22 protein-coding genes are annotated in these 24,087 nt (G+C 66.7%); 14 read left to right on the top strand and 8 right to left on the bottom strand.

Going from position 1 to position 24,087, the window contains the following annotated elements:
* Positions 1–417 precede the first annotated feature (417 nt).
* Positions 418–2,217 (top strand): sensor histidine kinase, encoded by a 1,800-nt coding sequence (locus MOTC310_RS26180; RefSeq protein ID WP_331303862.1) that lies wholly within the window; start codon positions 418–420, stop codon positions 2,215–2,217.
* Positions 2,218–2,285: 68 nt separating this feature from the next.
* Positions 2,286–2,660: a response regulator gene (locus tag MOTC310_RS26175; protein WP_331303861.1), complete on the top strand. Its 375-nt coding sequence runs from the start codon at positions 2,286–2,288 to the stop codon at positions 2,658–2,660.
* Positions 2,661–2,899: 239 nt separating this feature from the next.
* Here MOTC310_RS26175 and MOTC310_RS26170 read toward each other — a convergent pair whose 3' ends face one another.
* From MOTC310_RS26170 to MOTC310_RS26160, 3 genes are all read right to left on the bottom strand, one after another.
* Positions 2,900–3,508, bottom strand: coding sequence for a hemerythrin domain-containing protein (locus tag MOTC310_RS26170; protein ID WP_331303860.1), 609 nt, complete (start codon positions 3,506–3,508; stop codon positions 2,900–2,902).
* A gap of 30 nt (positions 3,509–3,538) precedes the next feature.
* Positions 3,539–3,919, bottom strand: coding sequence for a glutathione S-transferase N-terminal domain-containing protein (locus MOTC310_RS26165; protein WP_331303859.1), 381 nt, complete (start codon positions 3,917–3,919; stop codon positions 3,539–3,541).
* A 64-nt stretch (positions 3,920–3,983) separates the two neighbouring features.
* A complete protein-coding gene (locus MOTC310_RS26160; protein ID WP_331303858.1) occupies positions 3,984–4,385 on the bottom strand; it encodes a DoxX family protein in 402 nt (133 codons plus the stop codon).
* Positions 4,386–4,585: 200 nt separating this feature from the next.
* Here MOTC310_RS26160 and MOTC310_RS26155 point away from each other — a divergent pair, with 200 nt between their 5' ends.
* From MOTC310_RS26155 to MOTC310_RS26145, 3 genes are all read left to right on the top strand, one after another.
* Positions 4,586–4,990, top strand: a complete 405-nt coding sequence (locus MOTC310_RS26155; RefSeq protein ID WP_331291576.1) for a winged helix-turn-helix transcriptional regulator — start codon at positions 4,586–4,588, stop codon at positions 4,988–4,990.
* Between the two features lie 378 nt (positions 4,991–5,368).
* Complete coding sequence (locus MOTC310_RS26150; RefSeq protein WP_331303857.1) at positions 5,369–5,854, top strand: response regulator; 486 nt, start codon at positions 5,369–5,371, stop codon at positions 5,852–5,854.
* A 226-nt stretch (positions 5,855–6,080) separates the two neighbouring features.
* Complete coding sequence (locus MOTC310_RS26145; RefSeq protein WP_331291578.1) at positions 6,081–6,608, top strand: P-loop nucleotide/nucleoside kinase family protein; 528 nt, start codon at positions 6,081–6,083, stop codon at positions 6,606–6,608.
* A gap of 119 nt (positions 6,609–6,727) precedes the next feature.
* Here the strand turns inward: MOTC310_RS26145 and MOTC310_RS26140 are convergent, their stop codons facing one another.
* Positions 6,728–7,474 (bottom strand): Crp/Fnr family transcriptional regulator, encoded by a 747-nt coding sequence (locus MOTC310_RS26140; protein ID WP_331303856.1) that lies wholly within the window; start codon positions 7,472–7,474, stop codon positions 6,728–6,730.
* 683 nt (positions 7,475–8,157) lie between these two features.
* Here MOTC310_RS26140 and MOTC310_RS26135 point away from each other — a divergent pair.
* A complete protein-coding gene (locus MOTC310_RS26135) occupies positions 8,158–8,505 on the top strand; it encodes a hypothetical protein (protein WP_331291581.1) in 348 nt (115 codons plus the stop codon).
* Between the two features lie 443 nt (positions 8,506–8,948).
* Here MOTC310_RS26135 and MOTC310_RS26130 read toward each other — a convergent pair whose 3' ends face one another.
* Entirely contained in the window at positions 8,949–10,949 is a 2,001-nt protein-coding gene (locus MOTC310_RS26130) for a glycosyltransferase family 2 protein (protein WP_331303855.1), read from the bottom strand.
* Positions 10,931–12,181: an HlyD family secretion protein gene (locus tag MOTC310_RS26125; RefSeq protein ID WP_091678518.1), complete on the bottom strand. Its 1,251-nt coding sequence runs from the start codon at positions 12,179–12,181 to the stop codon at positions 10,931–10,933. Before MOTC310_RS26125 ends, MOTC310_RS26130 begins: the two co-directional genes overlap by 19 nt.
* A 577-nt stretch (positions 12,182–12,758) precedes the next feature.
* Here MOTC310_RS26125 and MOTC310_RS26120 point away from each other — a divergent pair.
* From MOTC310_RS26120 to MOTC310_RS26090, 7 genes are read left to right on the top strand one after another with little or no spacing between them, the layout of a single operon-like run.
* Positions 12,759–14,396 (top strand): amidohydrolase, encoded by a 1,638-nt coding sequence (locus tag MOTC310_RS26120; RefSeq protein WP_331303854.1) that lies wholly within the window; start codon positions 12,759–12,761, stop codon positions 14,394–14,396.
* On the top strand, positions 14,393–15,385 hold the full coding sequence (locus MOTC310_RS26115) for a CobW family GTP-binding protein (RefSeq protein WP_331303853.1): 993 nt from the start codon (positions 14,393–14,395) through the stop codon (positions 15,383–15,385). The genes MOTC310_RS26120 and MOTC310_RS26115 overlap by 4 nt, the downstream gene beginning before the upstream one ends.
* A complete protein-coding gene (locus MOTC310_RS26110) occupies positions 15,376–16,995 on the top strand; it encodes an ABC transporter substrate-binding protein (RefSeq protein ID WP_331303852.1) in 1,620 nt (539 codons plus the stop codon). Before MOTC310_RS26115 ends, MOTC310_RS26110 begins: the two co-directional genes overlap by 10 nt.
* Positions 16,992–17,975, top strand: a complete 984-nt coding sequence (locus tag MOTC310_RS26105) for an ABC transporter permease (RefSeq protein ID WP_331303851.1) — start codon at positions 16,992–16,994, stop codon at positions 17,973–17,975. The genes MOTC310_RS26110 and MOTC310_RS26105 overlap by 4 nt, the downstream gene beginning before the upstream one ends.
* Complete coding sequence (locus MOTC310_RS26100; protein WP_331303850.1) at positions 17,972–18,895, top strand: ABC transporter permease; 924 nt, start codon at positions 17,972–17,974, stop codon at positions 18,893–18,895. Before MOTC310_RS26105 ends, MOTC310_RS26100 begins: the two co-directional genes overlap by 4 nt.
* A gap of 3 nt (positions 18,896–18,898) precedes the next feature.
* Positions 18,899–19,894 (top strand): ABC transporter ATP-binding protein, encoded by a 996-nt coding sequence (locus MOTC310_RS26095; protein WP_331303849.1) that lies wholly within the window; start codon positions 18,899–18,901, stop codon positions 19,892–19,894.
* On the top strand, positions 19,891–20,913 hold the full coding sequence (locus tag MOTC310_RS26090; RefSeq protein ID WP_331303848.1) for an ABC transporter ATP-binding protein: 1,023 nt from the start codon (positions 19,891–19,893) through the stop codon (positions 20,911–20,913). The genes MOTC310_RS26095 and MOTC310_RS26090 overlap by 4 nt, the downstream gene beginning before the upstream one ends.
* Positions 20,914–20,991: 78 nt before the next feature.
* Here the strand turns inward: MOTC310_RS26090 and MOTC310_RS26085 are convergent, their stop codons facing one another.
* Positions 20,992–22,380, bottom strand: a complete 1,389-nt coding sequence (locus MOTC310_RS26085; protein WP_331303847.1) for an NAD(P)/FAD-dependent oxidoreductase — start codon at positions 22,378–22,380, stop codon at positions 20,992–20,994.
* Positions 22,381–22,392: 12 nt separating this feature from the next.
* Entirely contained in the window at positions 22,393–22,791 is a 399-nt protein-coding gene (locus MOTC310_RS26080) for a nuclear transport factor 2 family protein (protein ID WP_331303846.1), read from the bottom strand.
* A gap of 262 nt (positions 22,792–23,053) precedes the next feature.
* Between MOTC310_RS26080 and tauA the strand changes: the two genes are divergently transcribed.
* Positions 23,054–24,085 carry a taurine ABC transporter substrate-binding protein gene (tauA, locus tag MOTC310_RS26075; RefSeq protein WP_331303845.1) on the top strand — a complete coding sequence of 344 codons (1,032 nt, stop codon included), beginning with the start codon at positions 23,054–23,056 and terminating at the stop codon, positions 24,083–24,085.
* The last annotated feature ends 2 nt before the right edge of the window (positions 24,086–24,087 follow it).

The following is a 24,087-nucleotide window of genomic DNA, read 5'->3' as shown; positions in this document are numbered from 1 at the left end:
CCGGCGCTTCGATAATGCAGATTTGAAGAGAAACTGAATAATGATTGCGGATTATTCCGTATTTACAGTTTGATATGCAGCAAGAAATCAACTGCTGGCTGCGCGCGGACAAGGCACGGCCTGACATCAACGGAGAGGCTGGGTTGACGGTTGACACTTGCTACCGCGTTGAGCTTCATCCCATAAATGTGCGTTACGCGAGCGTTTAGGCAGGATCCCGATCGGAATAGGGCCATCCATCCGGAAGCGGACATTCCGCATGCGACCCAACCCGGCCGCTGAAGGGTAACGTTGGCGTTCCTCTAAAGCGGCCATCGCCGAGCGTTCGGCAACATAGGCTTTGGTTCCAAGTCGGCAGAGGCGGAGGGTCGATAATGGATGTTGCGTGGAACACTGCGTCGTGCCCCATTTGGCATCATGACCGACGACGTTCCCAACGATGATATGTATCGTCGCCTCGCCGAAGTAGAGGCTGCCCTCGATGCGGCTCGCGACCGCGAAGCAAGCTTGCGTGAGGGCGAGGAGCGATACCGCTCGCTATTTCAGCGCATGGGCCAGGGCTACTGCGAGCTGGAACTCGTCCGCGATGAGACTGGCCGCGCCGTGGATCAACGCTACATCGCCTTCAACCCAGCCTTCGAGCGCTTTTTCGGCATCCCGGTCGCCGAAGCTCAGGGTCGAACTGCGAGTGAGGTGTTCCCCGGTCTTGAACCGTGGTGGCACGAGGCATTTGACCGTATCACACGCCACGGCCGGCCTGAACGTATCGAGCATGTCGTTGCCTCGCTCGACCGTGCATTCGAGGTCTTCGTCTATCCAACGGATGATGACCGCCTGACGGTCATGTACGAAGACGTCACCGCGCGCCGCCACGCAGACTTGGCGCTGCGCACGAGCGAGGAGCGGTTTCGCGCCTTCGTCACCGCCAGCGCCGATGTTGTCTACCGCATGAGCCCCGATTGGCGCGAGTTGCGCGTCCTCGATGGAGGGGGGTTCCTGGCCGATACCGTCAGCCCGAGCGAAGACTGGCTGAGCGCCTACATCGATCCGGCCGACCAGCCGCGCTTGCGCGAGGCGATCCAGCGGGCGGTCGAAGCCAAGGCGATGTTCGAACTGGAGCATCCCGTCAGGCAGGCGGATGGGCGCCTGGGCTATGCCCTGTCGCGGGCCGTGCCGCTTTTCGACGAGGCGGGCGAAATCCGTGAATGGATCGGAGCGGCCAGCGATGTGACGGCACGCAAGCAAGCGGAAGACGAACTGCGCGCGAGCGAGGAGCGGTTTCGCGGGCTGGTCGAGGGGTTCGGTCAGTTCAGTTGGGAGGCCACGGCCGACGGCCTCATCGAGGTGGATAGTCCGGGGTGGCGCGCCTTCACAGGGCAAAGCGTGGAAGAGTGGATCGGGTGGGGCTGGATCAACGCCATCCATCCCGATGACCGGGACGGCACTGGGACGAAGTGGCGACAGGCCGTGGCGACGCGAGCGGCTGTCGATCACGAGTATCGCCTGTGGCATGCGCCGAGCGCCTCGTGGCGGTGGTCGAATGTCCGCGCCGTGCCGATCACGAACCCGGATGGATCGATCCGGAAGTGGTCGGGCGTGAACATCGACGTCACCGATCATCACAAGCTGCTGGCGCGGCAGGACGTGCTGATCAACGAGTTGCAGCATCGCACCCGCAACCTGCTCGCCGTCGTCACCGCCGTCGCGGATGGCACTGTGAAGCAGGGCGGTTCGATCGAGGCGTTCGAGGAACGGTTGCAGGCACTCAGCCGTGCGCAGGCCCTGCTCAGCCAAGCAGGCAGCGACACCGTCGAGGTCGGAGCATTGATCAGGGCCGAGTTAGCGGCCTACGCGAATGAGGGCTCAGCGCTCCTCACGATCTCGGGCCCCGAGGTCTACCTGCGCGCTCGGCAGGTGCAGAACTTTGCCCTGGCGGTGCACGAGTTGACCACCAACGCGGTGAAGTACGGTGCGCTGAAGGCCGAGACCGCCCGGCTCGCCGTGACCTGGGAGGTCATCCTCGACCAGCGCGAGCGTCGGCAGCTTGCCTTGGATTGGGTCGAGAGCGGCGTCGCCATCAAGCCGGAGCAGACGACGCGCCGGGGCTACGGCACGGAGTTGATCCAGGAGGCGCTAGCCTACGCGATGGACGCCGAGGTCGACTACGCGCTCGGTCCAGACGGCGTACGGTGCCGGATCGAGATGCCCCTGACTTGATCTACGTGAAGGCAGGCTCTCCCGGCGTCGTTAGCTTGAGGGGGCGGTTAGATACTCGCCGAGAGTCAATGCCCGACACAGCCCGATTGCTCGACGGCCGACGCATCCTCATCGTCGAGGACGAGTATCTCATCGCCATGCAGGTGAAGCGCTGGCTGCTAGCCGCCGGTGCCGAGGTGGTCGGGCCGGTACCAAGTGTGGCGCGGGCCCTCGACCTGATTGAAAACGGCGATGTCGACGCCGCGGTGCTAGACGTCAACCTCGGCAACGGCGACACCGTCTATCCTGTGGCAGACAAGCTGAGCGCCCTCGGCGTGCCGTACCTGTGCGCGACGGGTGACGTGAAGTTCTCGGGCGCGGACACTTACCGGCAACGCCCGCGACTGGAGAAGCCCTTCTCTGAGGCGGAATTGCTGCAGGCGATGGGCAAGCTCATCGCCTGATCCTGTTGCTTATGTTCGTGAGCCGGCCGGGCAGCAACGACCGCTTCGCCGCCTTCCCACTCTGAAGCGGACAGGCTGGAAACCACCCCAAGCGGCTGTGCCGCTCGCGACCCAACCCGGACGCACTGAAGGTTGCCTAGCTTTCCCGTGAGCAGACGTAAATTGGCAAGAGCGCGTCGCGGGCCGAAGCCTTTGCTTGTCAGTCGGACCTATGGTCGATGGAAAGTCAATTGGCACGTCTATAGGGCGTCGTAGTACCCGATTGCTTCCTCAAGCTCCCGTTCCTCGTACCCGAAGTGCGAGACCACCACACGCTCGAAGACCTCGTAGACTTCCCTCAGGGCGAGGACGCGCTCAACCGTCGGCCCCACGGCGACGGATTGTACGATGTCGCGGATGCGTTCGAGCAGGCCGTGCACGGTGCGGTGCTCCGCGCTGAGTCGGTCGAGGACCTGTTGCAAGCCCGCGGCTTGGCGAAGCCTAGGGTACAAGTCGCCCTCCTCGATGTCGTGGTGCATCTGGAGGAGCTGGCACTGGCGACCGCACAGGTTGCCGAAGGCACGGTAGTTCTTGGCTAGCGACAAGGATGACACGCCGTCCGTCATCGCCTCGACGGGGCCAGTTCCCGCAACGAAGCGGTCGAGCGCGGCGCGGACGGCGGCGAGCTCCGCGAGGTGGTGGCGGTGATATAGGGCCAGGCGCCGCCCCTGCGCCCGCTGGGCCGAGGTCACGCCGGGGATGGGCGGTGCCTTCGGACGCGTGGCATCGTCGAGGAAGGGAATGCCTTCGAGGGCGCGGCCAAGCCTGGCGTCGAAGGGCAGCGCGGCGGCTTCGGCGGTGTCGAGCATGTTGGGAGCCATCGGGTGAGCCGTCCCGCCTCAGGCCGGCGAGAGGCGCTTCTTGAGGTCCAAGTTCTCCCGGTAGAGCGCCCCGAGGTTCTTGAACACGCCGGTCAGGTAGGACTGGTAGGTCGGCATAGCTTCCGGTTCGACGCCAGCGCGTTCCGCGAAGTGCGCGACGATGGCGTCAGACTCGTTCGTGAAGTTGCCTGGCGTGAGTTCGGCCGTCGGGAAGGTGACCTTCTCGACTACGGGGCCGAGCAGGCCGCGGATCTCGGCTTCCTCTTCGGTGCCGGGGACGAACTCCCGCAGGACGACGCGGTCGAGCTGTCCGGCCTCCAGCAGGAACAGGCGCACCTTCAGGCAGAAGGGGCAACCCGCCTTGAGGAAAACGACGGGCGTGAACGAGGTCTCGGTCATCGAATGGTGTCCTCTGTCATGGAAGCGGGGGTAGGCGGCCAGCGCGACGGCCTGACCCTAATGCCTAGCGCAGGCGCGCCAGAAGGCGGGCCGACTGGTCGCGGCGCAGCCACGCGAGGGCGAGATCGAGGACGAGCAGCAGGACGGCGGGAGCGGCCGGAGTCGGCAGGACCAGCAGGTGGGCGAGGACCGCGCCGGCCATGGTCGCGGCCAGCCAGAGGGCGCCAAAGAGCGCGTAGCCAGGCACGAGGAGCGCGACGGCTCCGGCGACCTCGACGAGGCCCGTCACAATGCGAAACCACTGGCCGAGGCCGATCTGGTCGAAGGTCTGGACCATCATCGGCACGCCGGCCAGCTTGGCGCCGCCGGCTGCCAGGTATGCGAGCGCGAGGACGACCGAGAGTATCCAGGCCGCGACGTTGCGGCCGCGTGAAGGTGAGGTGGAGAGTGCGAGGGTCTGTGACATGCCGGTCTCGGGGCTGCGCAGGCGACGGGGCGCCCAACCGTTCGTGTGCGAGGCCTGGGCCGAGCAGGCAGCCCAGAAATGACGAGGCCGCTGAAACCAACTGAGGTTTCAAAACGCGCCTCGGTTTCGTTTAGTGACTGGGTTATGATAAGGAAGCCGCAGTGGGCCGCAAGACGGCACAGGAAGGGTACCGAGGTTACATGGATGTGACCGACCATCAGCCGATGCATTCGGCGGGATGCATGCGCGTGTCGAAGCTGCTCTCCCGCATCGGCGACAAGTGGACCGTGCTTGTCATCATGCTCTTGCGTGGTCAGTCACGTCGCTTCAGCGACCTCAAGCGTGGAGTCGACGGTATCTCGCAGCGAATGCTGACCCTCACTCTGCGCAACCTGGAGCGAGACGGGCTCGTAACGCGAACAGTGACGCCGTCCATCCCGCCGCGCGTCGATTATGAGCTGACGGAGCTCGGGCACTCCTTGGCCGCGCCGATCCAGGCCCTGGGGGCCTGGGCGTTCGAGCACATGGACCGGATCGATGCAGCCCAAGCGACCTACGACGAGAAAGAGAACGCTGCCTCAAGTCCAAGATCCGGCATACCCTAGGAATATGCAGTGAAGGCCCGCTGACATTGACCCGAAACCGAGAAACAAAGGAGGGCGGTGCGACCTCGATGTAGTTGCGGCCTTGGAGCATACCCGCAGAAGGCCATCTCAAGCGATCCTTCCGCTTCCGACCCACTCTGGCCGTACAATTCTGCATTGACGCTTCCCGAAAGCCGCCATTCGTCGGCAGCCCCGCAGCATCAGTTCGGGGTAGAAAGCGACCGTACCAGGGTGCGCCGCTGGGTGACGAGCCGCCACAAGCCGGGGTCATCGCGGGCGGCGGATAATTGGTGCATAAGGGACGATCACTAGTTTCGTACCCGGCCGTCAGTGCCTGAGAGCAGCGAGCACTCCCTGCCGATCACACGGAGCACGATTTTGGCTAACAGCAGGCCTTTAGCCATCCTCATTGCGGAGGCTGACGAGGTCGTCCGTTTGGTCACGGCAGACATGCTGGAGGATGCCGGCTTTCAGGCCATAGAGGTCCGCACAGCCGTCGAGGCGCTGGCGGTTCTCGAAGGACCGATCCCGGTGAGCATGCTGATCACGGGACGGGGCATCGTAGGTGATGGTGTTGCCCTTGCCCACCTCGTTCATCACCGTTGGCCCGCTGTTGGCATCATTGTCACCTCGGGGGCCGGATCAAATCTCCAGGACGAGTTGCCGCCGGGCACACGCCTGCTCAGCAAGCCCTACGACTTTGCTGACCTCATCCACGAAGTGGAAGCTGGCCTCGCACACGGTCAGGACGAGCCTTCAGGCGCTCCTGTGCTCCCGAGCGGTGTACCGCCCCATACGGGAACAGAAATGGGCAACGGGATGGGAGCCGTTGCCACCCCCACAACAGAGCCGGACAAATCGTAGCTCGTACTATCATGACGGCTAGGTCTGAACCCAATCGGCTTGGCTCTAGCGATGTCCGCAATGAGCCGCGGGGGGATGGCGATAGCCCATTCGATGACTTTCGGTTCCTGAGCGGACTGGCTGAAATCCACGCTAAGTGGCCATTCGGTTTTCGACCCGACGCGGTCGTTCACGATCAACCCGGCTGACCGCTATAAGCGGACGTAGCAGAGCCCTGGAGGCCCGCATGCTCGTCGTCCTCGGCGGACTACCCGGCACAGGCAAGACGACCCTGGGCAAGGCCCTCGCCGTCAGACGTTCGGCTGCCTACGTCCGCGTGGACGAGATCGAGCATGCGCTGACCCACCATGCGAAGCTCGGCCCCGAGATCGGTGCGGCAGGTTACGTGGTGGCCTTCGCCGTTGCCGCATCGAACCTCAGGCTCGGCAGTCTCGTGATCGCTGACAGCGTCAATCCAGTCCCAGCGAGCCGACAGGGGTGGCAGGATGTGGCGCGCGGAGAGGCCACGCGCCTCCTTGAGATCGAAGTTATCTGTAGCGATGGGGTGGAGCATCGACGCCGCGTCGAGACCAGAACCGCGGACATAGCCGGGTTCGAGCTTCCCTCTTGGTCGTCAGTCATGGGACGCGACTACGTGCCGTGGAGCTCGCCCAGGCTAGTCGTGGATACGGCCCTTCTCACGCGGAATGAGGCGGTCGCCGCAATCGAGGCTGCGATCGACGGGTTATCCGGGGGAGCGCCCCCGACCTCCTGAGCAGACGGACCACCTCCTTCTCGACGCGGACGGGCCGCTGCCGACCCGACCCAGTCATAGAAGCCGGTCTGTGGCGGACTTCTCAGCGGACGTTCGCGCCGCGCCCTTCTCGGCAAAGCTTACGCGGCCGCCTGCTTCTCCAAATGCAGGTAGGCCGGGTCGAACTCAGAAGCCCGCAGCAGATCATCCCACGCATCGATTACGAGGGTGCTGCTGCGGAGCGTGATCAGCGTCCGGCCGCGCATCTCCCTCAGCACGCGATTGATGTGCACGGGCGTGAGCCCCAGTGCATCAGCGAGGTCCATCTGGGTGACCGGCATCGGACAGCGGTAGCTCTCGGCCAGCCCCACGGCCTGAAGCTTCAGGTACAGCTCACAGAACAGATGCGCGATCCGCTCGTAGGCTGAGCGGCGACCAATGCCGGCCATCCACGCGCGGTAGATCGCCCCGTCGATCAGCGTGTCGCGCCACAAGAGCCCGCCGATGTTGGGAAAGTCCACGGTCAGGTTCCGCAGGCACTCGTGCGGGATGAAGGCGACGGTCGCCTGCTTCATCGTCGCGACGCTGTGATCCATGGTGGGCAGCTGCAGGCTCTGAAGATCCGGAATATCGCCGGGGATGTGGAACGACAGAATCTGTCGCTTGCCCTGGCTGAGCAGCTTGTAGCGGCAGGCCCAGCCACTGAGGATCAGGCAGCACTGTGCGGGCTGGTCGCCGTCGCGCACGATGTCCTGCCGAGCACCGAGAACATGGATCCTTATCGGCAGGCTCCGGATGGCCTGCCGCTCCTCGTACGAGAGGGTGGCGATGCTCTCCAGCTTGCGGATGAGCATATCGATGCCGTGTTGGTCGGAAGCGGAAGGCATTTGGCTTCACCTTGCATTGCAGGTGGAAGCACATGGCTCTCCCGGCCGTCAGCACCTGTTTCGAACCAGCCGACGATGGACGAGAGAGTAAACCCATCTTACCGCAGGACCCTACCATACATCAGGTTTGGAGCAGAACATATTGTATGTTTGCGCGGGAACTGACCGACGTTACGCCCGTTAGCCCCGCCGCTTAATTATCATTTTTTTCAACGAACACGGCTGTTATTCGCATTACGCGGGCAGATTTTCAGCGTGAGGTGCTTCCAAACCGAAGCTGGCTCTCAACTCAATGCGGAATATCAGCGAGATCCTATAGCCCTTTCGAGGGAAGTGATAAGCGGCTGGGGGCGTCTGCTTCGGTGCGTCTGCCGCTCAGAACCGGACGGTCTCAAATCCACCCCGAGCCGCCCTTCCGAAATCGACCCCATTCGGTCGGGAAAACGTATCCACACTCTGTCCGAGAGCAGACGTGCTGGGGATATCGATCATGCGGCCAAGAGCACCGACATCAAAAACATCTCATGTCCAGGATTGCACGATTAAATACTTGCTAACGCTCCACGCGGTTAATTTCGCTGCCAATCAGCGCGGTGGCAAAATTAATATTCTAGATATTTGAGATGCATTATGAGCCTCCCTTCCCGAGGCGCTGCCTTGGAATTTCGGAGAGGAGGGCTCCTGTGGCATCAGCATACATGTTCGGTGGGATCATAGTGCTCGGCGCGCTCATTGGCGCGGCAGATGGAGCAATAGCTGCTTGCAACGTTCAGTTGCATATAGCGAATACATGTCTGGGAAATTTCAAGTCTGCGACAGGTCGTGGCAGCGATCTTTTGAAGTCTACGGAGGAGCGCATCGGCGCCGATGTGAAGATCGGGGCTTGTTCATCCACTGACCGGGCCGAAATCGGCCGTGCCTCCTGGAACGCGGGAGAGAGAGCAATGCAGCTCTCTAAAGACGGACAGCTCAAATCGACCAGTGAGGCCCAAGAATTTTGCCTCAATTCCGCTCGAAAATTTTCTAAATAGGGCGTCATAAATAAAATATACTGCAATATTACAGTATTTTGACGGCGGATTTACAGATCGAACACCGATGTCGTATCCAAAACTTTTCCGACACATGCTCCCATTAACGCGACACGACAGGACTGCCGATCTGCGAAATTTCGGCCTTCTCTGACCGATCCTCGCATGTTTCAGGCGCTCAGAGCGGGGCTATGCTAAGGTTCTAATTTCTCAGGCCGCCTTCGACAATCACGGCTTGCTGCGGGGGTCATCCAAGGTGACGTGCTGCTCCGGCGGCCAGATCGTATTCGAGACGGCGCCGCCGAGCGACCCCACAGGCCGCTCGACATCCTCGCCAATCTGGCAGAGTGCCCGCGCGAGGGCCTGGACGCAGCCACGCTTTTCACGGACCTCGGCTAGATTGAGTTCGGCAGCGCCTTCATGACGCCAAACCGGAGGGCGCGCTAAACGGCCTCCGGGCTCCGGCCGAACATCCGCGACCAAACCCCTCCTGCGATCGCGGACTTGTCGAGATCGTGGATGTCCTGGCTGTAACGGCCCGTGTAGAGCTTGACGATCATGCGGTCGCGGCAAGCGTTATCGAGCTTGTAGCTGAACTTAACGCTGACAGGCTTGCCCGCTTCCGGATCCGAAACCTTCTCGACTTTGCAGCGCAGGTGCGGGAACGCGTCCATCTCGACCCACATGTACTCGCCGCTCCGCACGTCCGGGGGCTTGGCGAACTCCGCGATGCCCCCATCCAGCGAGAGACTGACGATGCGTGCCTCTCGGTACTTCTCACTCACACCGAGCACAAGTGCGCGCTCGTTCGTGGAGAAGGACTCCACGAGAGGGCGGGGTTTCTCGAAGCAAATCAGCGAGGCGATCAACAGAACGACGATGTTGACGACCGCCCAGTAGGCCGAAACCACCGAGAACTCGCCGTCACCGATGCGCGACCACTCGGGTACGATATTGACGATGAGACCCAGCGACGTGACCGCGATCCAGAACGCGATCGAGAAGAACGTGTAGGCGTCGAACTCGGACTCCTCATTGCCTGAGCCCTTGGGCGTCACCTTGAAGGGCACGCCGAACGGCTTGATCAGGCTGGAGAGCACGACGGGCAACATGCGGAAGGTCGCGAAGGTGCCGACCGCCGAGGAGATCAGGGGTAGGTAGCGCGTCGGCGTGAGCCAGCCCATCAGAAGAAAATAGCCGACCAGCACAGGAAGCTGGTAGCGGACGATATCCTCGGTGCCGGTGAAGTAGAGCGGAGCCGCGCCGGTCCACAGGTACACGGCGGGCACGATCAGGATGACGAAGCGGACGGTGTACTGAACCAACCAGGATAGGGGTATGAACATCACCCGCTGAAACAGGTTGAGGCCAGGACCGCGCAGCGGGCCGTTATGTAGGTAGATCGTCTGGATGCCGCCCCGGCACCAGCGCCCGCGCTGCACGAAGTAACCCTTCAGGTTCTCGGCCGCCAAGCCCATCGACAACCGCTCATTGAGGTACCGGGTCTTGTAGCCCTTGTTGAGCATTGCGAGCGTGGTGAGCAGATCCTCGGTGATCGAGTCGTGCGGGAAGCCGCCGATCGCGTCGATGGCGGTGCGTCGCGCGATGGAGCAGGAGCCGCAGCAGAAGCTCACGTCCCAGGCGTCGCGCGACGTGGCCATCTCATCGAAGAACAGCCGCTGCTCATCGGGCCAGACCTTCTCGAGATTGAGGTTCGACTGGACCGGATCCTTGTTGAAAAAATGCTGTGGCGTCTGAACGATGCCGATGGTGGGATCCCGGAAGAACGGCAGTGTGCGGCGCAGGAAGGTGCGGTACGGAACGAAGTCCGCATCGAAGATCGCGACGAACGCACCCGAAGAGATCTTCAGCCCATTGTTCATATTACCAGCTTTGGCGTGGCTGTTGTCCGGGCGCGTGACGTGGATCGCGCCCTTTAACTCACAATATGCACGCAGCCAGTCGCGGCGTTTGTCGTCAAGGACATATACTTTCAGCTTGTCTCGAGGATATTCGAGGGCGAGAGCCCCGACGATGGTGCGTTCCAGAACATCCAGAGGCTCGTTGTAGGTCGGGATGAACACATCGACGGTGGGCAGGCTGTCAGGGGAGGCGGCGAAGAACTCACGCTCGAGACGGTCGGCCTCGGCGTGCCGATCCACGTAGCGGCTCATCGCCACGAGGAAGAGCAGGATGTCGGCGAAGGCGCCGATCTCGACGAGGAATACGAACCATGTCCAGAAGAAGCCGAAGCTTCCATCCGCCGGGTAAGGCAGCACGGTGTGGAAGAAGCGCCACCAGAGATAGCGCACGGCGACGAGCAGCACGAAGGCGCAGGTGACCGCGCGCGTCCAGGTGCGATCTCGAGGCCAGTTCAGGGCGAAGAGAAAGAAGAAGGCCGCAACGAAGAGTGTTGGGCCGAGGCTTACGAGATGCTGAACCACAGGCCCTTCACCCAATTCACGACCGGATCGAGCGCGGTTTGCAGGGACGATCCGGCACGTGCGAACCGAACCTGAACCGTGCGACCGACCTGACAGAAATTCGCGTAGTCGGTCTGCATATCGCTCGGGTCGAGCGCGACCCGGATGCGCGCGTTCTTGCCTCGGCTCTGCGGCGGGATGGCTGCCAGTACCACCTCTTCGACAGCGGCGGCCGACCCGCGTACCGACAAGACCCGGCCACTGATCACCTGAGACGTTCCGAGCAGCCGCACATCGGCGCCGTCACCCGGCTTGATTTCATCGTAGTTCACCTCGTCCACGAGGATGTCTACAAACAGGTCGCGGCAGTCGAGCAGGCGCATCAACTCGTTGCCAACCAGTACGTTCGAGCCCGCCACGACGTTGTTGCGCCAGATGACCCCCTTAAACGGAACCTGCACCGCGACGAAGGAGAGCCGGTCGTTGCGGGAGCGCTCCAAGGAAAGCTGGAGGCTCAATTGCTGGGTGCGCGCCTTCTCGATCCGGATCTGCGCCTCGACATTGGCGAGCTGGATCGTGACCTCGTCGGTACGCTGCTGCGAGTAGGGCACGTCGTTGCGGCCCTCGCCTACGAAGGTGCCGCGCTTGAGCGCATCCAGCTGGCGCTGGAGCCGCTCCAACTCGGCTTTGGCGATGTTCTGCTCGCTGCCGGCCCCGACGGAGGCGGCGCGGGCTTGCTCGACCGAGCTGCCGGCCACCACGCCCGTCGCTCCCAGCGTCTGCTTCCGAGCGAGGTCCGCCTCGGCAGACGTCTTGTTCGCCTGCGCTGTCGCGATGCGCTGCTGACGGATGATGATCTCTTGCTGGATGCTCACTATGCTCGCCTGCTGGTACTCTTTGAGGCGACCGACGAGATCATTTTTCAGCGCGGATAGATCCTTCGCCTGCAGCTCGAGCGCCCGCAATTTTTCCTTGGATGCGGCCAGGTCAGCATCCAATTGCGCTTCAGCGGTCCGGGCGATGCGGCCGTTGTTAATGAAGAAAACCGAGGTATCCTCGGGCAGCGCCGTGCCGACTTTAGGTGGCGTATCGGAGACGACGCCCTCGATGGGCGCGGAGACGACGGCGAAGCGTGCGTTCACGGTGCCGTCGAGGCTGGTGTAGCCTGTGAAGCTTGGAAGGACCGCTAGGATGGCAGCACTCAGAAGAAGCACGCCGACCAGCACGCGCATCCAGCGACTGTTCCAGGGCATTCGGTGCCTCAGTTTTGTATGATTGCTTGCAAATTCGATATCGTTTCCATCCGCAACGTGCACAACTAGGCGACTTAGCCGACGGTTCCGCTTCGAGATGCATTCGGCAAGCTTTTTGTATCGCTTTTGATCGTCCGATTTGCTATAGTTAACGAATTGCTAATTTGGCGTTTTGCCCAAAGCGTCTAACATCTAAGCATTTGAAATGACTATCAGTACCTCGAAGCGAATTCGGAGGCGACGTCCGCTTCAAGGTATTCGCCCCCAATAGCGGCCCGGCAGAAATCCACCCACCTTAGTCATCCCGAGGAGCCCACTGGCGAGACCGAAGCTGGCCGTAAGCAGAATTTCCGCTGCGGAGCAGGTCGACCGCGGAAACGGACGGCTGCCCGCCGCGAGACCGTGGCCCAGAAGTCAAGTGCGCCCACGCTGAATGCCGCCGGCAACGCCCGCATCTCCGCGTAACTCGGAGCTCCCGATTTCGCGACGCCGCGCCCTGGCTCCCTTCATCCCCGCCGTCTGGCGCTAGCGGCCCGGGCCAGCGGCCGACATCCTGGGCGTCATGCCGAGGACAGCCATGCCGAGCGAGATCATCCTCTTCGAGGCCCGGCGGGTCATCACGATGAATCCGTCGCGGCCGGATGCGACGCATATCGCCGTGCGGGACGGGCGCGTGCTGATGGTCGGGACGCAGGCCGAGTTCGACGGGCTCGACGCGGTTCTGGACCGCCGCTTCGCCGACAAGGTCATCCTCCCCGGCTTCGTCGAGGGGCACGCCCACGTGATGGAGGGTACCCTCTGGCGCCAGACCTATGTCGGCGCCGGCGACCGCCGCAGCCCGGACGGACGCCGCGTGCCGGGCCTGCGCGACATCGGCGCCGTCGTGGACCGGCTCTCGGAGGCGGATCGGTCCATCGCCGACCCGGACCAGCTGCTCTACGGCTGGGGATTCGATCCGCTGCATCTCGGCGGCGCGCGCCTGACCCGGCACGACCTCGACCGGGTCTCGACCACCCGGCCGGTGATGGTCCACCACGCCAGCCTGCACATCACCAACGTCAACAGCCTGCTCCTGGAGATGGCGGGCTTCGATGAGAACACGGCCATCGACGGCGTGCCGAAGCTTCCGGACGGCACGCCGTCGGGCGAGTTGCAGGGGATCGCCGCCCGGCTGCGCCTGTTCCGGGGGCTCGGCTACAACCCGATGAGCGGGACCCTCGACGCCGCCGACGTAGCCCGGTTCGGCGCGGCCGCGCAACTCCAGGGCATCACAACCATCGCCGACCTCCACAACGACCTCACGGACGCGACCGTGGCGGTCTACGGGGCCGCCTGCACGGAGGACCTTCCGGTGCGGATCGTGCCGGCTCTGGCCTCGGTCTCGTGCCCCCCGGAAGACGGGGTCGCCAGGATCGGCCGCCTCGCCGCCGCCAGCACCGATCGCCTCCGCTTCGGCATCGTGAAGATCGTCGTCGACGGGTCGATCCAGGGTTTCACCGCCCGGCTCCTGCCGCCGGGCTATCACAACGGCGCGCCGAACGGCCTCTGGTACGTCGCCCCCGAGGATCTCGACCGGATCGTCGGCATCTACCACGCCGCCGGCATCCAGCTTCACATCCACACCAACGGCAACGAGGCCACCGAGGCGGCCCTCGACGCGGTCGAGAAGGCGCAGATCGCCCATCCCCGCCCCGACCACCGGCACACCCTCCAGCATTGCCAGATGGCGACCGAGGCGCAGCTGCGGCGGGTCAAGGCCCTGGGCCTGTGCCTCAACCTGTTCTCGAACCATCTCTATTACTGGGGCGACGCCCATCACGACCTGACGATGGGGCCGGAGCGGGCGGCCCGGATCGACGCCGCCGGGAGCGCGGCGCGGCTCGGTATCCCGCTCGCGATCCATTCGGACGCGCCGGTGACGCCGCTGGGGCCTCTGTTCACCGCCTGGTGCGCCGTCAACCGGACCACGTCGTCGGGGCGCGTGCTCGGCCCCGAGGAGCGGCTCAGCGTCGCCCAAGCCCTGCACGCCGTGACGCTGGGGGCCGCCTACACCCTGCGGATGGACCATTGTGTCGGCTCCATCGAGGCCGGCAAGTTCGCCGACTTCGCCGCCCTCGACGCGGATCCGTTCGAGACTCCCCCGGAGGCGCTCAAGGACATCCCGGTCCACGCCACGGTGCTGGGCGGCCGCGTCTTCGCGGTGCCGCCCGCATGAGGCGCGGGCTTCCCGCGCCCGCGACGCGCTGCCCGCTGACGGTGGTCGGCGGCTTCCTCGGAGCCGGCAAGACGACGCTGCTGAACCGGCTGCTCGCCGGGTCGCAGGGCCGCTACGCGGTGCTGGTCAACGATTTCGGGGCGATCAACGTCGATGCGGACCTGATCCAGGACCATGATGGACAGACTCTGCGGCTGACCAATGGCTGCATCTGTTGCAGCCTCGCCGACGGCTTCCTCGACACGCTGATGCGCGTCCTCGCGGAGCCCGAACCCTTCGATCACATCGTGATCGAGGCGAGCGGCGTCGGCGATCCGGGCGCCATCGCGGAGATCGCCCTGGTGGAGCCCGGCCTCGTCCTGCGCGGCGTCGTCGTGCTTGCGGATGCCGAGCGCCTGCCCAGCCTCGCTGCAGACCCGCGCCTGGGCGACACGCTCGCCCGCCAGATCCGCGCCGCCGACCTCCTCGTGCTCAACAAGCGCGACCTTGTGGACGAAGCGGGCCGCGCGGCAGCCCGGGATACGCTCGCCGCCCTCGCGCCGGGCGTCCCGGTGGTCGAGACCGTGGCGGCCGCGCTGCCCGCGGCTGTCTTCGATCTGGGCGGCGCGGGTCCGGACCGGGCCCGGCGGGGATCGACCCGGCTGCGGGCCGAGGCGGTCCCGCACGAGGCGGCCTTCCAGCGCCTGCTCTACCGGCGCGCGGGCGCGTTCGACCGCGCCGCGCTCGAACGCGCGCTCACCGGCATGCCGGCCGCGCTCCTGCGGCTGAAGGGGCGCCTCGGTCTGGCCGACAGGCCCGGGATGCATCTGCTGCAGATGGTCGGGCGCCGCTGGAGCCTGTCGCCGCTGCCGGAGCCCGCGCCGGACGAAGCCGAGCTCGTCGGCATTGCGGCGACCGATCCCGCAGCCGGCCCGGCGCTGGCGAGCCTGCTCGACGCCGCGTTGCGCCCACCGCACACATCACACGGAGACCGAACCCGATGCGCCTGACCAAACGCACGCTCCTCGGCGCCGGCCTCTCGGTCCTCGCCGCGCCCCTGACGGCCCCGATCCTCGGCCTGCCGGAGGCGCTGGCCGACGACGCGACCGCGCCGCTGGTGGTCGGCACCAACCAAGTGCCGCGCCACTTCAACGGCGCCGTGCAGTCCGGCATCGCCACCGGGATGGTCTCGACGCAGATCTTCGCGAGCCCGCTGCGCTACGACGACCAGTGGAACCCGCAACCCTACCTGGCCAAATCCTGGGTTGTCGCCCCCGACAACCTCAGCGTGACGCTCCACCTCGTGGAGGACGCCGTCTTCCACGACGGCCACCCGCTGACCGCCGAGGATGTCGCCTTCTCGATCGGGGTGATCAAGGCCAACCATCCGTTCCAGACCATGCTGGAGCCGGTCTCGACGGTCGAGACCCCCGACGCCCACACGGTCATCATCCGGCTCGCCCGCCCGCACCCGGCCCTGCTGCTGGCCATGTCGCCCGGCCTGATGCCGATCCTGCCCAAGCACGTCTACGGCGACGGCCAGGACATCAAGACCCATCCGGCCAACCTGAAGCCCGTCGGCTCCGGCCCGTTCAAGTTCGTCGAGTACAAGCAGGGGGAGTCGATCCAGCTCGAGCGGTTCGACCGGTTCTTCATCCCCGGGCGGCCCAGGCTGGCGCGGCTCGTCTACCGGATCCTGCCGGACCAGAACAGCCTCGTCATCGCCACCGAGCGGCGCGAGATCGGCATGCTGCCGTTCCTGTCCTCGGTGCGCGACATCGAGCGCCTCGCCAAGGCGCCGACCCTCACGGTGACGGATCGCGGCTTCGAGGGGATCGGCCCGATCAACTGGCTGGCCTTCAACTGCGGGAAGAAGCCCCTCGACGACGTGCGCGTGCGCCGGGCGATCGCGCTGGCGGCCAACCGCGACTTCATCACCGGCAAGCTGCTCGGCGGCGTGGCGAAGGCGGCCACCGGCCCGATCGTGCCGGGCTCGCCGTTCTACGAGCCGGCCGTCGACCTCTACAAGCTCGACATCGCCAAGGCGGACGCCCTGCTCGAGGAGGCCGGGCTGAAGAAGGGGCCGGACGGCACGCGGTTCCAGCTCACCATCGACTACATCCCCAACGACAACGACCAGCAGCGCAACGTCGCCGAGTACCTGCGGGCCGGCCTCAAGCGGATTGGTATCGCCCTCCAGGTCCGGGCCGCGCCGGACTTCCCGACCTGGGCGCAGCGCGTCTCCAACTTCGACTTCGACCTGACCATGGACAACGTCTTCAACTGGGGCGACCCGGTGATCGGCGTGGCGCGGACCTACCTGTCGACCAACATCCGCAAGGGCGTGATCTGGTCGAACACGCAGCAGTACAAGAACCCGAAGGTCGACGAACTGCTGAACGCCGCGGCGGTCGAGACCGACCTGCAGAAGCGCAAGGCGCTCTACGACGAATTCCAGAAGATCGTCGTGTCCGAGGCGCCGATCGCCTACATCAACCTTACCCCCTACAAGGCGGTCTACGACAAGCGCCTGACGAACTTGCCCCTGTCGATCTGGGGGGCGCTCTCGCCCCTCGACGAGGTCGCCTGGGCGCAGGGCGCCGCCGGAGCCGATCGATGACGGGCCTGCGCAGGCTCGGTGCGACGGCGGCGAACGCCGCCGGCCTGCTGCTCGCCGTGGTGGTGCTGAACTTCCTGCTGATCCAGGCGGCGCCGGGGGATCCGGCGCAGGTCATCGCCGGGGAGATGGGCGGCGCCTCGCCGGAGATCATGGCAGAGATCCGCACGCGCTACGGCCTCGACCGCAGCCTCCCCGAGCAACTCGCGACCTATGTCGGCAAGGTCGCTCGGGGCGATCTCGGCTACTCGTTCTTCTTCAACGAGCCGGTCTCGCGCCTCATCCTCGGGCGGTTGCCGGCCACCGCCTTGCTGGTCCTCTCGTCCCTCGGCCTCGCGGTGATGGCCGGCGCCGGCCTCGGCATCCTGGGCGCCCGCAGGCCGAACGGCCTTGTCAGTCACGCCGTCTCCCTGGTGGCGATCGCCGGCAACGCCGCGCCGGTGTTCTGGACCGGCCTGATGCTGCTGGTCGTGTTCGCCTCCCTGTGGCCGGTGCTCCCGGTCGCCGGGATGGAGGATGTGGCCACCCCGCGCCACGGCCTCGCCTACGGCCTCGACGTCGCCCGGCATCTGGTCCTGCCGGCGCTGACCCTCGGCATCGTCTACGTCGCGCAGTACAGCCGCCTGATGCGCGCCAGCATGATCGACGCGCTCAACGCCGACTACGTCCGGACCGCCCGGGCCAAAGGCCTGCCGGAGCGGATCGTGGTCGGCAAGCACGCGCTGCGCAACGCGCTGATCCCCCTCGTCACCATGGTCGGGCTCCAGTTCGGCCAGCTCTTCGCCGGCGCGATCCTGGTCGAGACCGTGTTCGCGTGGCCGGGTCTCGGCCGGCTGACCTTCGACTCGATCCTGCGGCGCGACTACCCGACGCTGCTCGGCATCCTGTTCTGCTCGGCGCTGCTGGTCATCGCGGCGAACCTCGTCACCGACCTCCTCTACCGCCTGATCGACCCGCGGATCCGCGCCGGGAGGCCAGCATGAGCGCCCTCGTCGCGGCCGAAGCTGCCGTGCAGCCCCAGCCGGTGCGATCCGAGGCGGCGCCGTCGATGCCGCGCCCCGCGGCGAATCCCGGCCTCGCCGCCCTGCGCCTGTTCCTGCGCAACCCGAGCGGGCTCCTGGGCTCCGTCATCCTGATCGGCCTCCTGTTCGCCGCGCTGGCGGGCCCGCACCTCTACGGGGTCGATCCGTTCGAGATCGTAGGCGCCCCGTTCCAGCCGCCCGGGGGCGACCCGGTACTCGGCACCGATTACCTCGGCCAGGATATCCTCGCGGCCCTGCTCCAGGGCGGCCGCGCGACCCTGCTGGTCGGGTTCTCGGCGGCGCTCATCACCGTGGTGATCGGCGTGACCTTCGGGGCGCTCGCCGGCTTCTTCGGCGGCCGGGTCGACGCGGCGCTGATGAAGGTCACCGAGTTCTTCCAGGTGCTGCCGACCCTGCTGTTCGCGATGGTTCTGGTCACCCTGTTCGGCCAGAGGATCGCCATCACGACGATCGCGATCGGCATCGTCTCCTGGCCGCCCACCGCCCGGTTGACCCGGGCCGAGTTCCTGCGCCTGCGCGGCCTCGATTTCGTCAAGGCGGCCCGGGCGGCCGGCGCCGGACCGCTCTACCTGATCGGCCGGGTGATCCTGCCGAACGCCGCGCCGCCGATCGTGGTCTCCGCGACGCTGGCGATCGGCACCGCCGTGCTGTTCGAGGGCGCCTTGAGCTTCCTCGGGCTGGGCGATCCCAACGTGATGAGCTGGGGGCTGATGATCGGCCAGAACCGCGCCTACGCGCTGGAGGCGTGGTGGACCGTGCTGCTGCCCGGGGCGGCGATCTTCCTCGCGGTCCTCGGGGTCAGCCTCGTGGGCGACGCCGTCAACGACGCGGTCAATCCGCGCCTGCGCAAGCGGAGCTGAGCGATGGACCCCGTTCTCGCCGTCGAGGACCTGACCGTGACCCTGACGCGGCCGGACGGCCCCGTGCCGGTCCTGGAGCGCTTGAGCTTCTCGGTCGAGGCCGGCCGCACCATCGCGCTGGTCGGCGAATCCGGCTGCGGCAAGAGCATGACCGCTCTGGCGATCATGGGCCTGCTGCCGGAGGGTTTCGCCCGTGCCGACGGCCGGATCCGGCTCGCCGGGGAGGATATCGCGGCCGCCCAGCCGTCCCGGCTGCGGGCTTTGCGCGGCAGCGCCCTGTCGATGATCTTCCAGGAGCCGATGACGGCCCTGAATCCGGTCTACACGGTCGGCGACCAGATCGCCGAGGCGCTGCGCCTGCACCAGCGGCTCGGGCGCCGCGCCGCCCTGGAGCGGGCGCTGGCGATGCTCAGGGCCGTGCAGATCCCCGCAGCCGAGCGGCGCCTGTACGCGTACCCGCACGAACTCTCCGGCGGCATGCGCCAGCGGGTGATGATCGCCATGGCGCTGGCCTGCCGGCCCAAGCTCCTGATTGCCGACGAGCCGACCACGGCCCTCGACGTGACCGTCCAGGCGCAGGTCTTCGACCTGCTGAAGGCCCTGCAGGACGAGATGGGCACCGCCATCGTGCTGATCACGCACGACCTCGGGGCGGTGGCCGACATCGCCGACACCGTGGCGGTGCTCTACGCCGGGCGCTGCATCGAGCAGGGCGACACCCGGTCGGTGATGCACGCCCCGCAGCATCCTTATACGCGGGGGCTGATGGGCTGCACGCCGCACCTGCGCCTCGGCGCGGCGGCCGATGCGGGAACGGGGCCGCTGCGGGAGATCCCGGGTCTCGTCCCGCCGCTCGGCCGGCGGCCGGCGATCTGCGCCTTCGCGGACCGCTGCGGCCGAGCCGACGCCACCTGCCTGGACAATCCCCAACCGCCCCTGGCCGAAGCCGGCCTGACCCGGGCGGTGGCCTGCTGGCACCCGGAGGCCCGCGCAGCATGACGATGAACGCCGCATCGGCCTCGACCGGGGCGGACCTCCTGCAGGTCAACGATCTGAAGGTCCACTTTCCGGTCCCGGGGGGCGGGCGAGTCCACGCGGTCGACGGCGTGAGCTTCGTCGTGCGCCGGGGCGCCAGCTTCGGCATCGTCGGGGAATCAGGCTCGGGTAAGTCGACCACGGCGCAGGGGATCATGCGCCTCGTCCCGGCGACCGCCGGTCAGGTGGTCCTGCGCGACGCGGACATCCTCGGCCTCCGGGGCGCCCGGCTCCGGCAGGCGCGGCGCCACATCCAGATGGTGTTCCAGGACCCGTTCGCCTCCCTCGATCCCCGCCGCTGCGCCGGGGATCTCGTGGCCGAGCCGCTGCGGCTGCTGGAGGGGCTGTCGCGCAGCCGGGCGGCGGCGCGGCTCGACGGGCTGTTCGCCGCGGTGGGCCTGCCGTCCGAGGCCCGCAGCCTGTTCCCGCACCAGTTCTCGGGCGGGCAGCGCCAGCGCCTGTGCATCGCCCGGGCGTTGGCCACCGAGCCCGACATCATCGTCTGCGACGAGGCGGTGTCGGCCCTCGACGTCGCGATCCAGGCGCAGATCCTCAATCTCCTGGCCAAGCTCCAGGCCGAGCGCGGCCTCGCCTACATCTTCATCTCGCACGACCTCGGGGTCGTGCAGCACCTCTGCGACGAGGTCGCGGTGATGTATCTCGGCCGCATCGTCGAGCAGGCGCCGACCCGGACGTTCTTCTCCGCCCCGCGCCATCCCTACAGCTGGTCGCTGATCTCGGCGGCGGTGCCGGCCGGTCCCGCGCGGGACGCCCTGAAGGCGCGCTACCTCGTGCGCGGCGAGCCGCCGAGCCCGATCGATCCGCCCACCGGCTGCCGGTTCGCCGGGCGCTGCCCCTTCGTGATCGAGCGATGCCGCGCCGAGGATCCCGCCTTGCTGGCGACCGGACCGGGCCACTACGTCGCCTGTCACCGGGTCGGCGAGATCGGGGCGCCGGATTTCGACCGGGCCCAGGCCGCCTGACGCCACACGGTCCTCAATACGAAGAGGCCGCCCCGAACGCACGGGGCGGCCTCTTCGTGTCCGTCGGCTGCGGCCGGTTCAGGCCGCCTCGTCGCGGTGATGGTACCAGCGATACAGCATCCGCTGCCCGATGCGCCGGAACGGGGCGAACGGGTGGCTCGGCAGCGCACCCTCGAAGATCGGCAGGCCGGCGGGTCTGCGCCCGGCCACCAGCCCGGCGAGCCGGCGGCCGGCCTGGGCCGAGAACGCGACGCCGTTGCCCCCGTAGCCCAGGGCGTAGAACAGGGGCTCGCCCGGTTCGGGCTGGACGATGCGGGGCATCATGTCGTGGCTGACATCGACCCAGCCCCACCACGAATAGTCGATCGCGATTCCTTCAAGGGCCGGGAACTTCTGGTGCAGGCCGTCGACCAGCAGGCGCAGGTGGCGCGGATGAGTCGCGTCCGCGCCGGTGATCGCGCTGCGGCTGCCGATCTGCACCCGGCCGTCAGGGAGCCGGCGATAGTAGAACCGCAAGGTGCGCGTGTCGGTGACGAAGGTCGTCGTGCGCAGCGTCGCGGCGATCTCGTCGGCGGTCAGGGGCCGCGTGACGAGGGAATTCGACAGGATCGGCATGATCCGGCTGCGCAGGCGCGGGTGCAGCCCTTGGCTGGTATAGCCGCCGGTGGCGATTGCCACCGCGCGGGCCCGCACGGTCCCGTGGGGCGTCCGCACCCGGAAACCGCCGCCGTCGCGATCAATCCCGAGCACCGGACTGGCAGGGTGGACCTTGGCCCCGGCCGCCCGTGCGGCCCGGAGGTAGCCGAAGGCGAACTTGGCCGGATGGATGCCGATCCCGAGCGGCTCGTGGAGCGCGCCGACCGCCCCGGCCTCGTCCATCCAGTCGCGCCGCAGCTCGTCCGCGCCCAGCATCCGGGTGCGGTAGCCGAAGACCGCGTTGGCGACCTCGGACTCAGCCGAGAGCTTGGCGAAGGTGCGAGGCCGATGGGCCACGTAGATGTGGCCGCCGGGTTGCGGATCCGGGTCGAACTCACGCACAAGACCCGTGAAATAGTCGAAGCCCTCCAGGATCTCGGCGTGTAGGCGGAGCGCGGTCTCGCGGCCGTAGCGGGCGACCCATTGCGAGCGGCTGAGCCGGCCCGAGGCATTCTGCCCCTGGCCGCCGTTGCGGGTGCTGCAGCCCCAGGCGACTCGGTTGGCTTCCAGCACGGTGGCCTTGATGCCGTGGTCGCGGGCAAGGCTGAGGGCGCAGGACAGGCCGGTGAAGCCCGAACCGACGATCACAACATCCGCGTCGACATCCCCCGTGATCGAGCCGTCATCCGCCGGCGGCGGACCGGCGGTGGCGACCCAGTAGGTGGGCGCGTAGGCGCGGTCCGTCCCCGGGGTGGCGCTCGTCAGGGGGTCGTAGGTCGGATCGTAGGGCGCGCCGGTCGAGCGCGAAACGGGATCGGGGGTCAGGCTCACGATCAGCCTCCCCTACGCCGCCTGAACGGGGCGATCCTTGCGGAAGGCGCTCTTGCGGGCAATCAGCGGGCCCTCGAACACGAACAGATCGACGCCCTCCACGGCGACCCGGCCACCGTCGGCCCGGGTGCCGGTGAACAGCCATTCCGACGTGGCCCGCTCCCCCGCCAGCGTGTGGCGCGACACCGTCCAGGCCACGTCCGGCATGTCGGTCCAGACCGCCACGAAGGCCGCCCGCACCGCGTCCTGGCCGGTCAGCCGGCGGCCGTGCGCCTCCGGGCCGGCGGCGGTGTCGAACACGACACCCGGCGTGAAGCAGGCCATGACGCCGTCGGCATCGTGGCGGTTGAAGGCGGCAAACAGGCGTTCCAGCAAGGCGTGGCGCCCCGCCTCGGTGGTCGCTTCACTCATGGCATTGCGCTCCCCTTGCACGCCCGCAGGCGGCCGTCATTCGCGACGACCTAGCGCCGCCGCGGGCCGGCCGACGAGATCCAGAGCGGTGCCAAAGACGCATCCAGTTGGCATTCGCGCCTGGGGGCATGCCGAGCGCGGAGGGACCAGTCGGAGGGGATTCGGACGGCGTCTGGCCCTTGTGCAGGGGGCTTGCCCTGTCGGACCCTGTCGCCGGCACGCCGAGTCGCATCGATCCGGATTGCCCGGGGGGAATTTGGACATGGACAGCGAAAGACCGCGATCAAGCCTGCGCCGCTCCGTGGCGCGCGCGATCCTGACCGCCCTGACACCGCTGATTCTGGGCATCCTCGCGCCCGGCCTCGCCGGGGCCGCCGAGAAGTCGGTCACCTTCGCCCATCAGGACATGGTGGTGCCGTTCCGGGCCCTGATGGCCTCGGGGGCGATCGAGAAGGCCACCGGCTACACGGTGACCTGGCGCAAGTTCGGCGGCGGCGGCGACGTCATCCGCGCCATGGCGTCGGGCAACGTCCAGATCGGCGAGGCGGGATCGAGCCCGATCGCCGCGGCGGCCTCGCAGGGGCTCGACATCCAGCTGTTCTGGATCCTCGACGAGATCGCCGACGCCGAGCAGCTCGTGGCGCGCAACGGCACCGGCATCCAGAGCGTGGCCGACCTGCGCGGCAAGACCGTCGCGGTGCCGTTCGTCTCCACCTCCCACTACCAGCTGATCGCCGCCCTGGCGGATGCCGGGCTCAGCCAGAAGGACGTGACAATCCTCAACATGCGCCCGCCCGAGATCGCCGCCGCCTGGGAGCGGGGCGACATCGACGCGACCTTCATCTGGGATCCGGTGCTCGCCCGGGTGAAGAAGTCCGGCACCGTGGTGATGTCGGCCGGCGACATCGCCCGCAAGGGCAAGGCGACCTTCGACGGCCTCGTGGTCGACCGGGCTTGGGCGGCGCAGAACCGGGACTTCCTGGTCACGCTGGTGAAGCTGATCGCCGCCGAGGACGCCGCCTACGCGGCCAAACCCTGGGCTGCCGGTTCGCCCGAGGTGAAGGCGGTGGCCAAGATCACCGGCGCCGATCCCGCGGAGGTGCCGGCGAGCCTCGTGAGCTACCGCTTCCCGACCCTCGACGCGCAGGCCTCCCCGGCCTGGCTCGGCGGGGGGGCCGCCAAGGCCCTGACCGAGACCGCCGAATTCCTGAAGGCCCAGGGCCGCGTCCAGGCGCTCGCGCCGGATTACGGCCGGTTCGTCATCGGGGATTACGTGGCGACGGCCCGGCAGTAGGC

Source organism: Methylobacterium oryzae, from assembly GCF_036441375.1.
Taxonomy (GTDB): domain Bacteria; phylum Pseudomonadota; class Alphaproteobacteria; order Rhizobiales; family Beijerinckiaceae; genus Methylobacterium; species Methylobacterium oryzae_A.
The sequence above is the reverse complement of the archived record's forward strand: the minus strand, read 5'-3'. Positions and strand labels throughout refer to the sequence as shown.

Bases quoted from the DNA above. Each gene is read 5' to 3' on its own strand.
- MOTC310_RS26180 (WP_331303862.1), top strand. From the start codon at position 418: ATGACCGACGACGTTCCCAACGATGATATGTATCGTCGCCTCGCCGAA.
- MOTC310_RS26175 (WP_331303861.1), top strand. From the start codon at position 2,286: ATGCCCGACACAGCCCGATTGCTCGACGGCCGACGCATCCTCATCGTC.
- MOTC310_RS26170 (WP_331303860.1), bottom strand. From the start codon at position 3,508: ATGCTCGACACCGCCGAAGCCGCCGCGCTGCCCTTCGACGCCAGGCTT.
- MOTC310_RS26165 (WP_331303859.1), bottom strand. From the start codon at position 3,919: ATGACCGAGACCTCGTTCACGCCCGTCGTTTTCCTCAAGGCGGGTTGC.
- MOTC310_RS26160 (WP_331303858.1), bottom strand. From the start codon at position 4,385: ATGTCACAGACCCTCGCACTCTCCACCTCACCTTCACGCGGCCGCAAC.
- MOTC310_RS26155 (WP_331291576.1), top strand. From the start codon at position 4,586: ATGGATGTGACCGACCATCAGCCGATGCATTCGGCGGGATGCATGCGC.
- MOTC310_RS26145 (WP_331291578.1), top strand. From the start codon at position 6,081: ATGCTCGTCGTCCTCGGCGGACTACCCGGCACAGGCAAGACGACCCTG.
- MOTC310_RS26140 (WP_331303856.1), bottom strand. From the start codon at position 7,474: ATGCCTTCCGCTTCCGACCAACACGGCATCGATATGCTCATCCGCAAG.
- MOTC310_RS26125 (WP_091678518.1), bottom strand. From the start codon at position 12,181: ATGCCCTGGAACAGTCGCTGGATGCGCGTGCTGGTCGGCGTGCTTCTT.
- MOTC310_RS26120 (WP_331303854.1), top strand. From the start codon at position 12,759: ATGCCGAGCGAGATCATCCTCTTCGAGGCCCGGCGGGTCATCACGATG.
- MOTC310_RS26115 (WP_331303853.1), top strand. From the start codon at position 14,393: ATGAGGCGCGGGCTTCCCGCGCCCGCGACGCGCTGCCCGCTGACGGTG.
- MOTC310_RS26110 (WP_331303852.1), top strand. From the start codon at position 15,376: ATGCGCCTGACCAAACGCACGCTCCTCGGCGCCGGCCTCTCGGTCCTC.
- MOTC310_RS26105 (WP_331303851.1), top strand. From the start codon at position 16,992: ATGACGGGCCTGCGCAGGCTCGGTGCGACGGCGGCGAACGCCGCCGGC.
- MOTC310_RS26100 (WP_331303850.1), top strand. From the start codon at position 17,972: ATGAGCGCCCTCGTCGCGGCCGAAGCTGCCGTGCAGCCCCAGCCGGTG.
- MOTC310_RS26095 (WP_331303849.1), top strand. From the start codon at position 18,899: ATGGACCCCGTTCTCGCCGTCGAGGACCTGACCGTGACCCTGACGCGG.
- MOTC310_RS26090 (WP_331303848.1), top strand. From the start codon at position 19,891: ATGACGATGAACGCCGCATCGGCCTCGACCGGGGCGGACCTCCTGCAG.
- MOTC310_RS26080 (WP_331303846.1), bottom strand. From the start codon at position 22,791: ATGAGTGAAGCGACCACCGAGGCGGGGCGCCACGCCTTGCTGGAACGC.
- tauA (WP_331303845.1), top strand. From the start codon at position 23,054: ATGGACAGCGAAAGACCGCGATCAAGCCTGCGCCGCTCCGTGGCGCGC.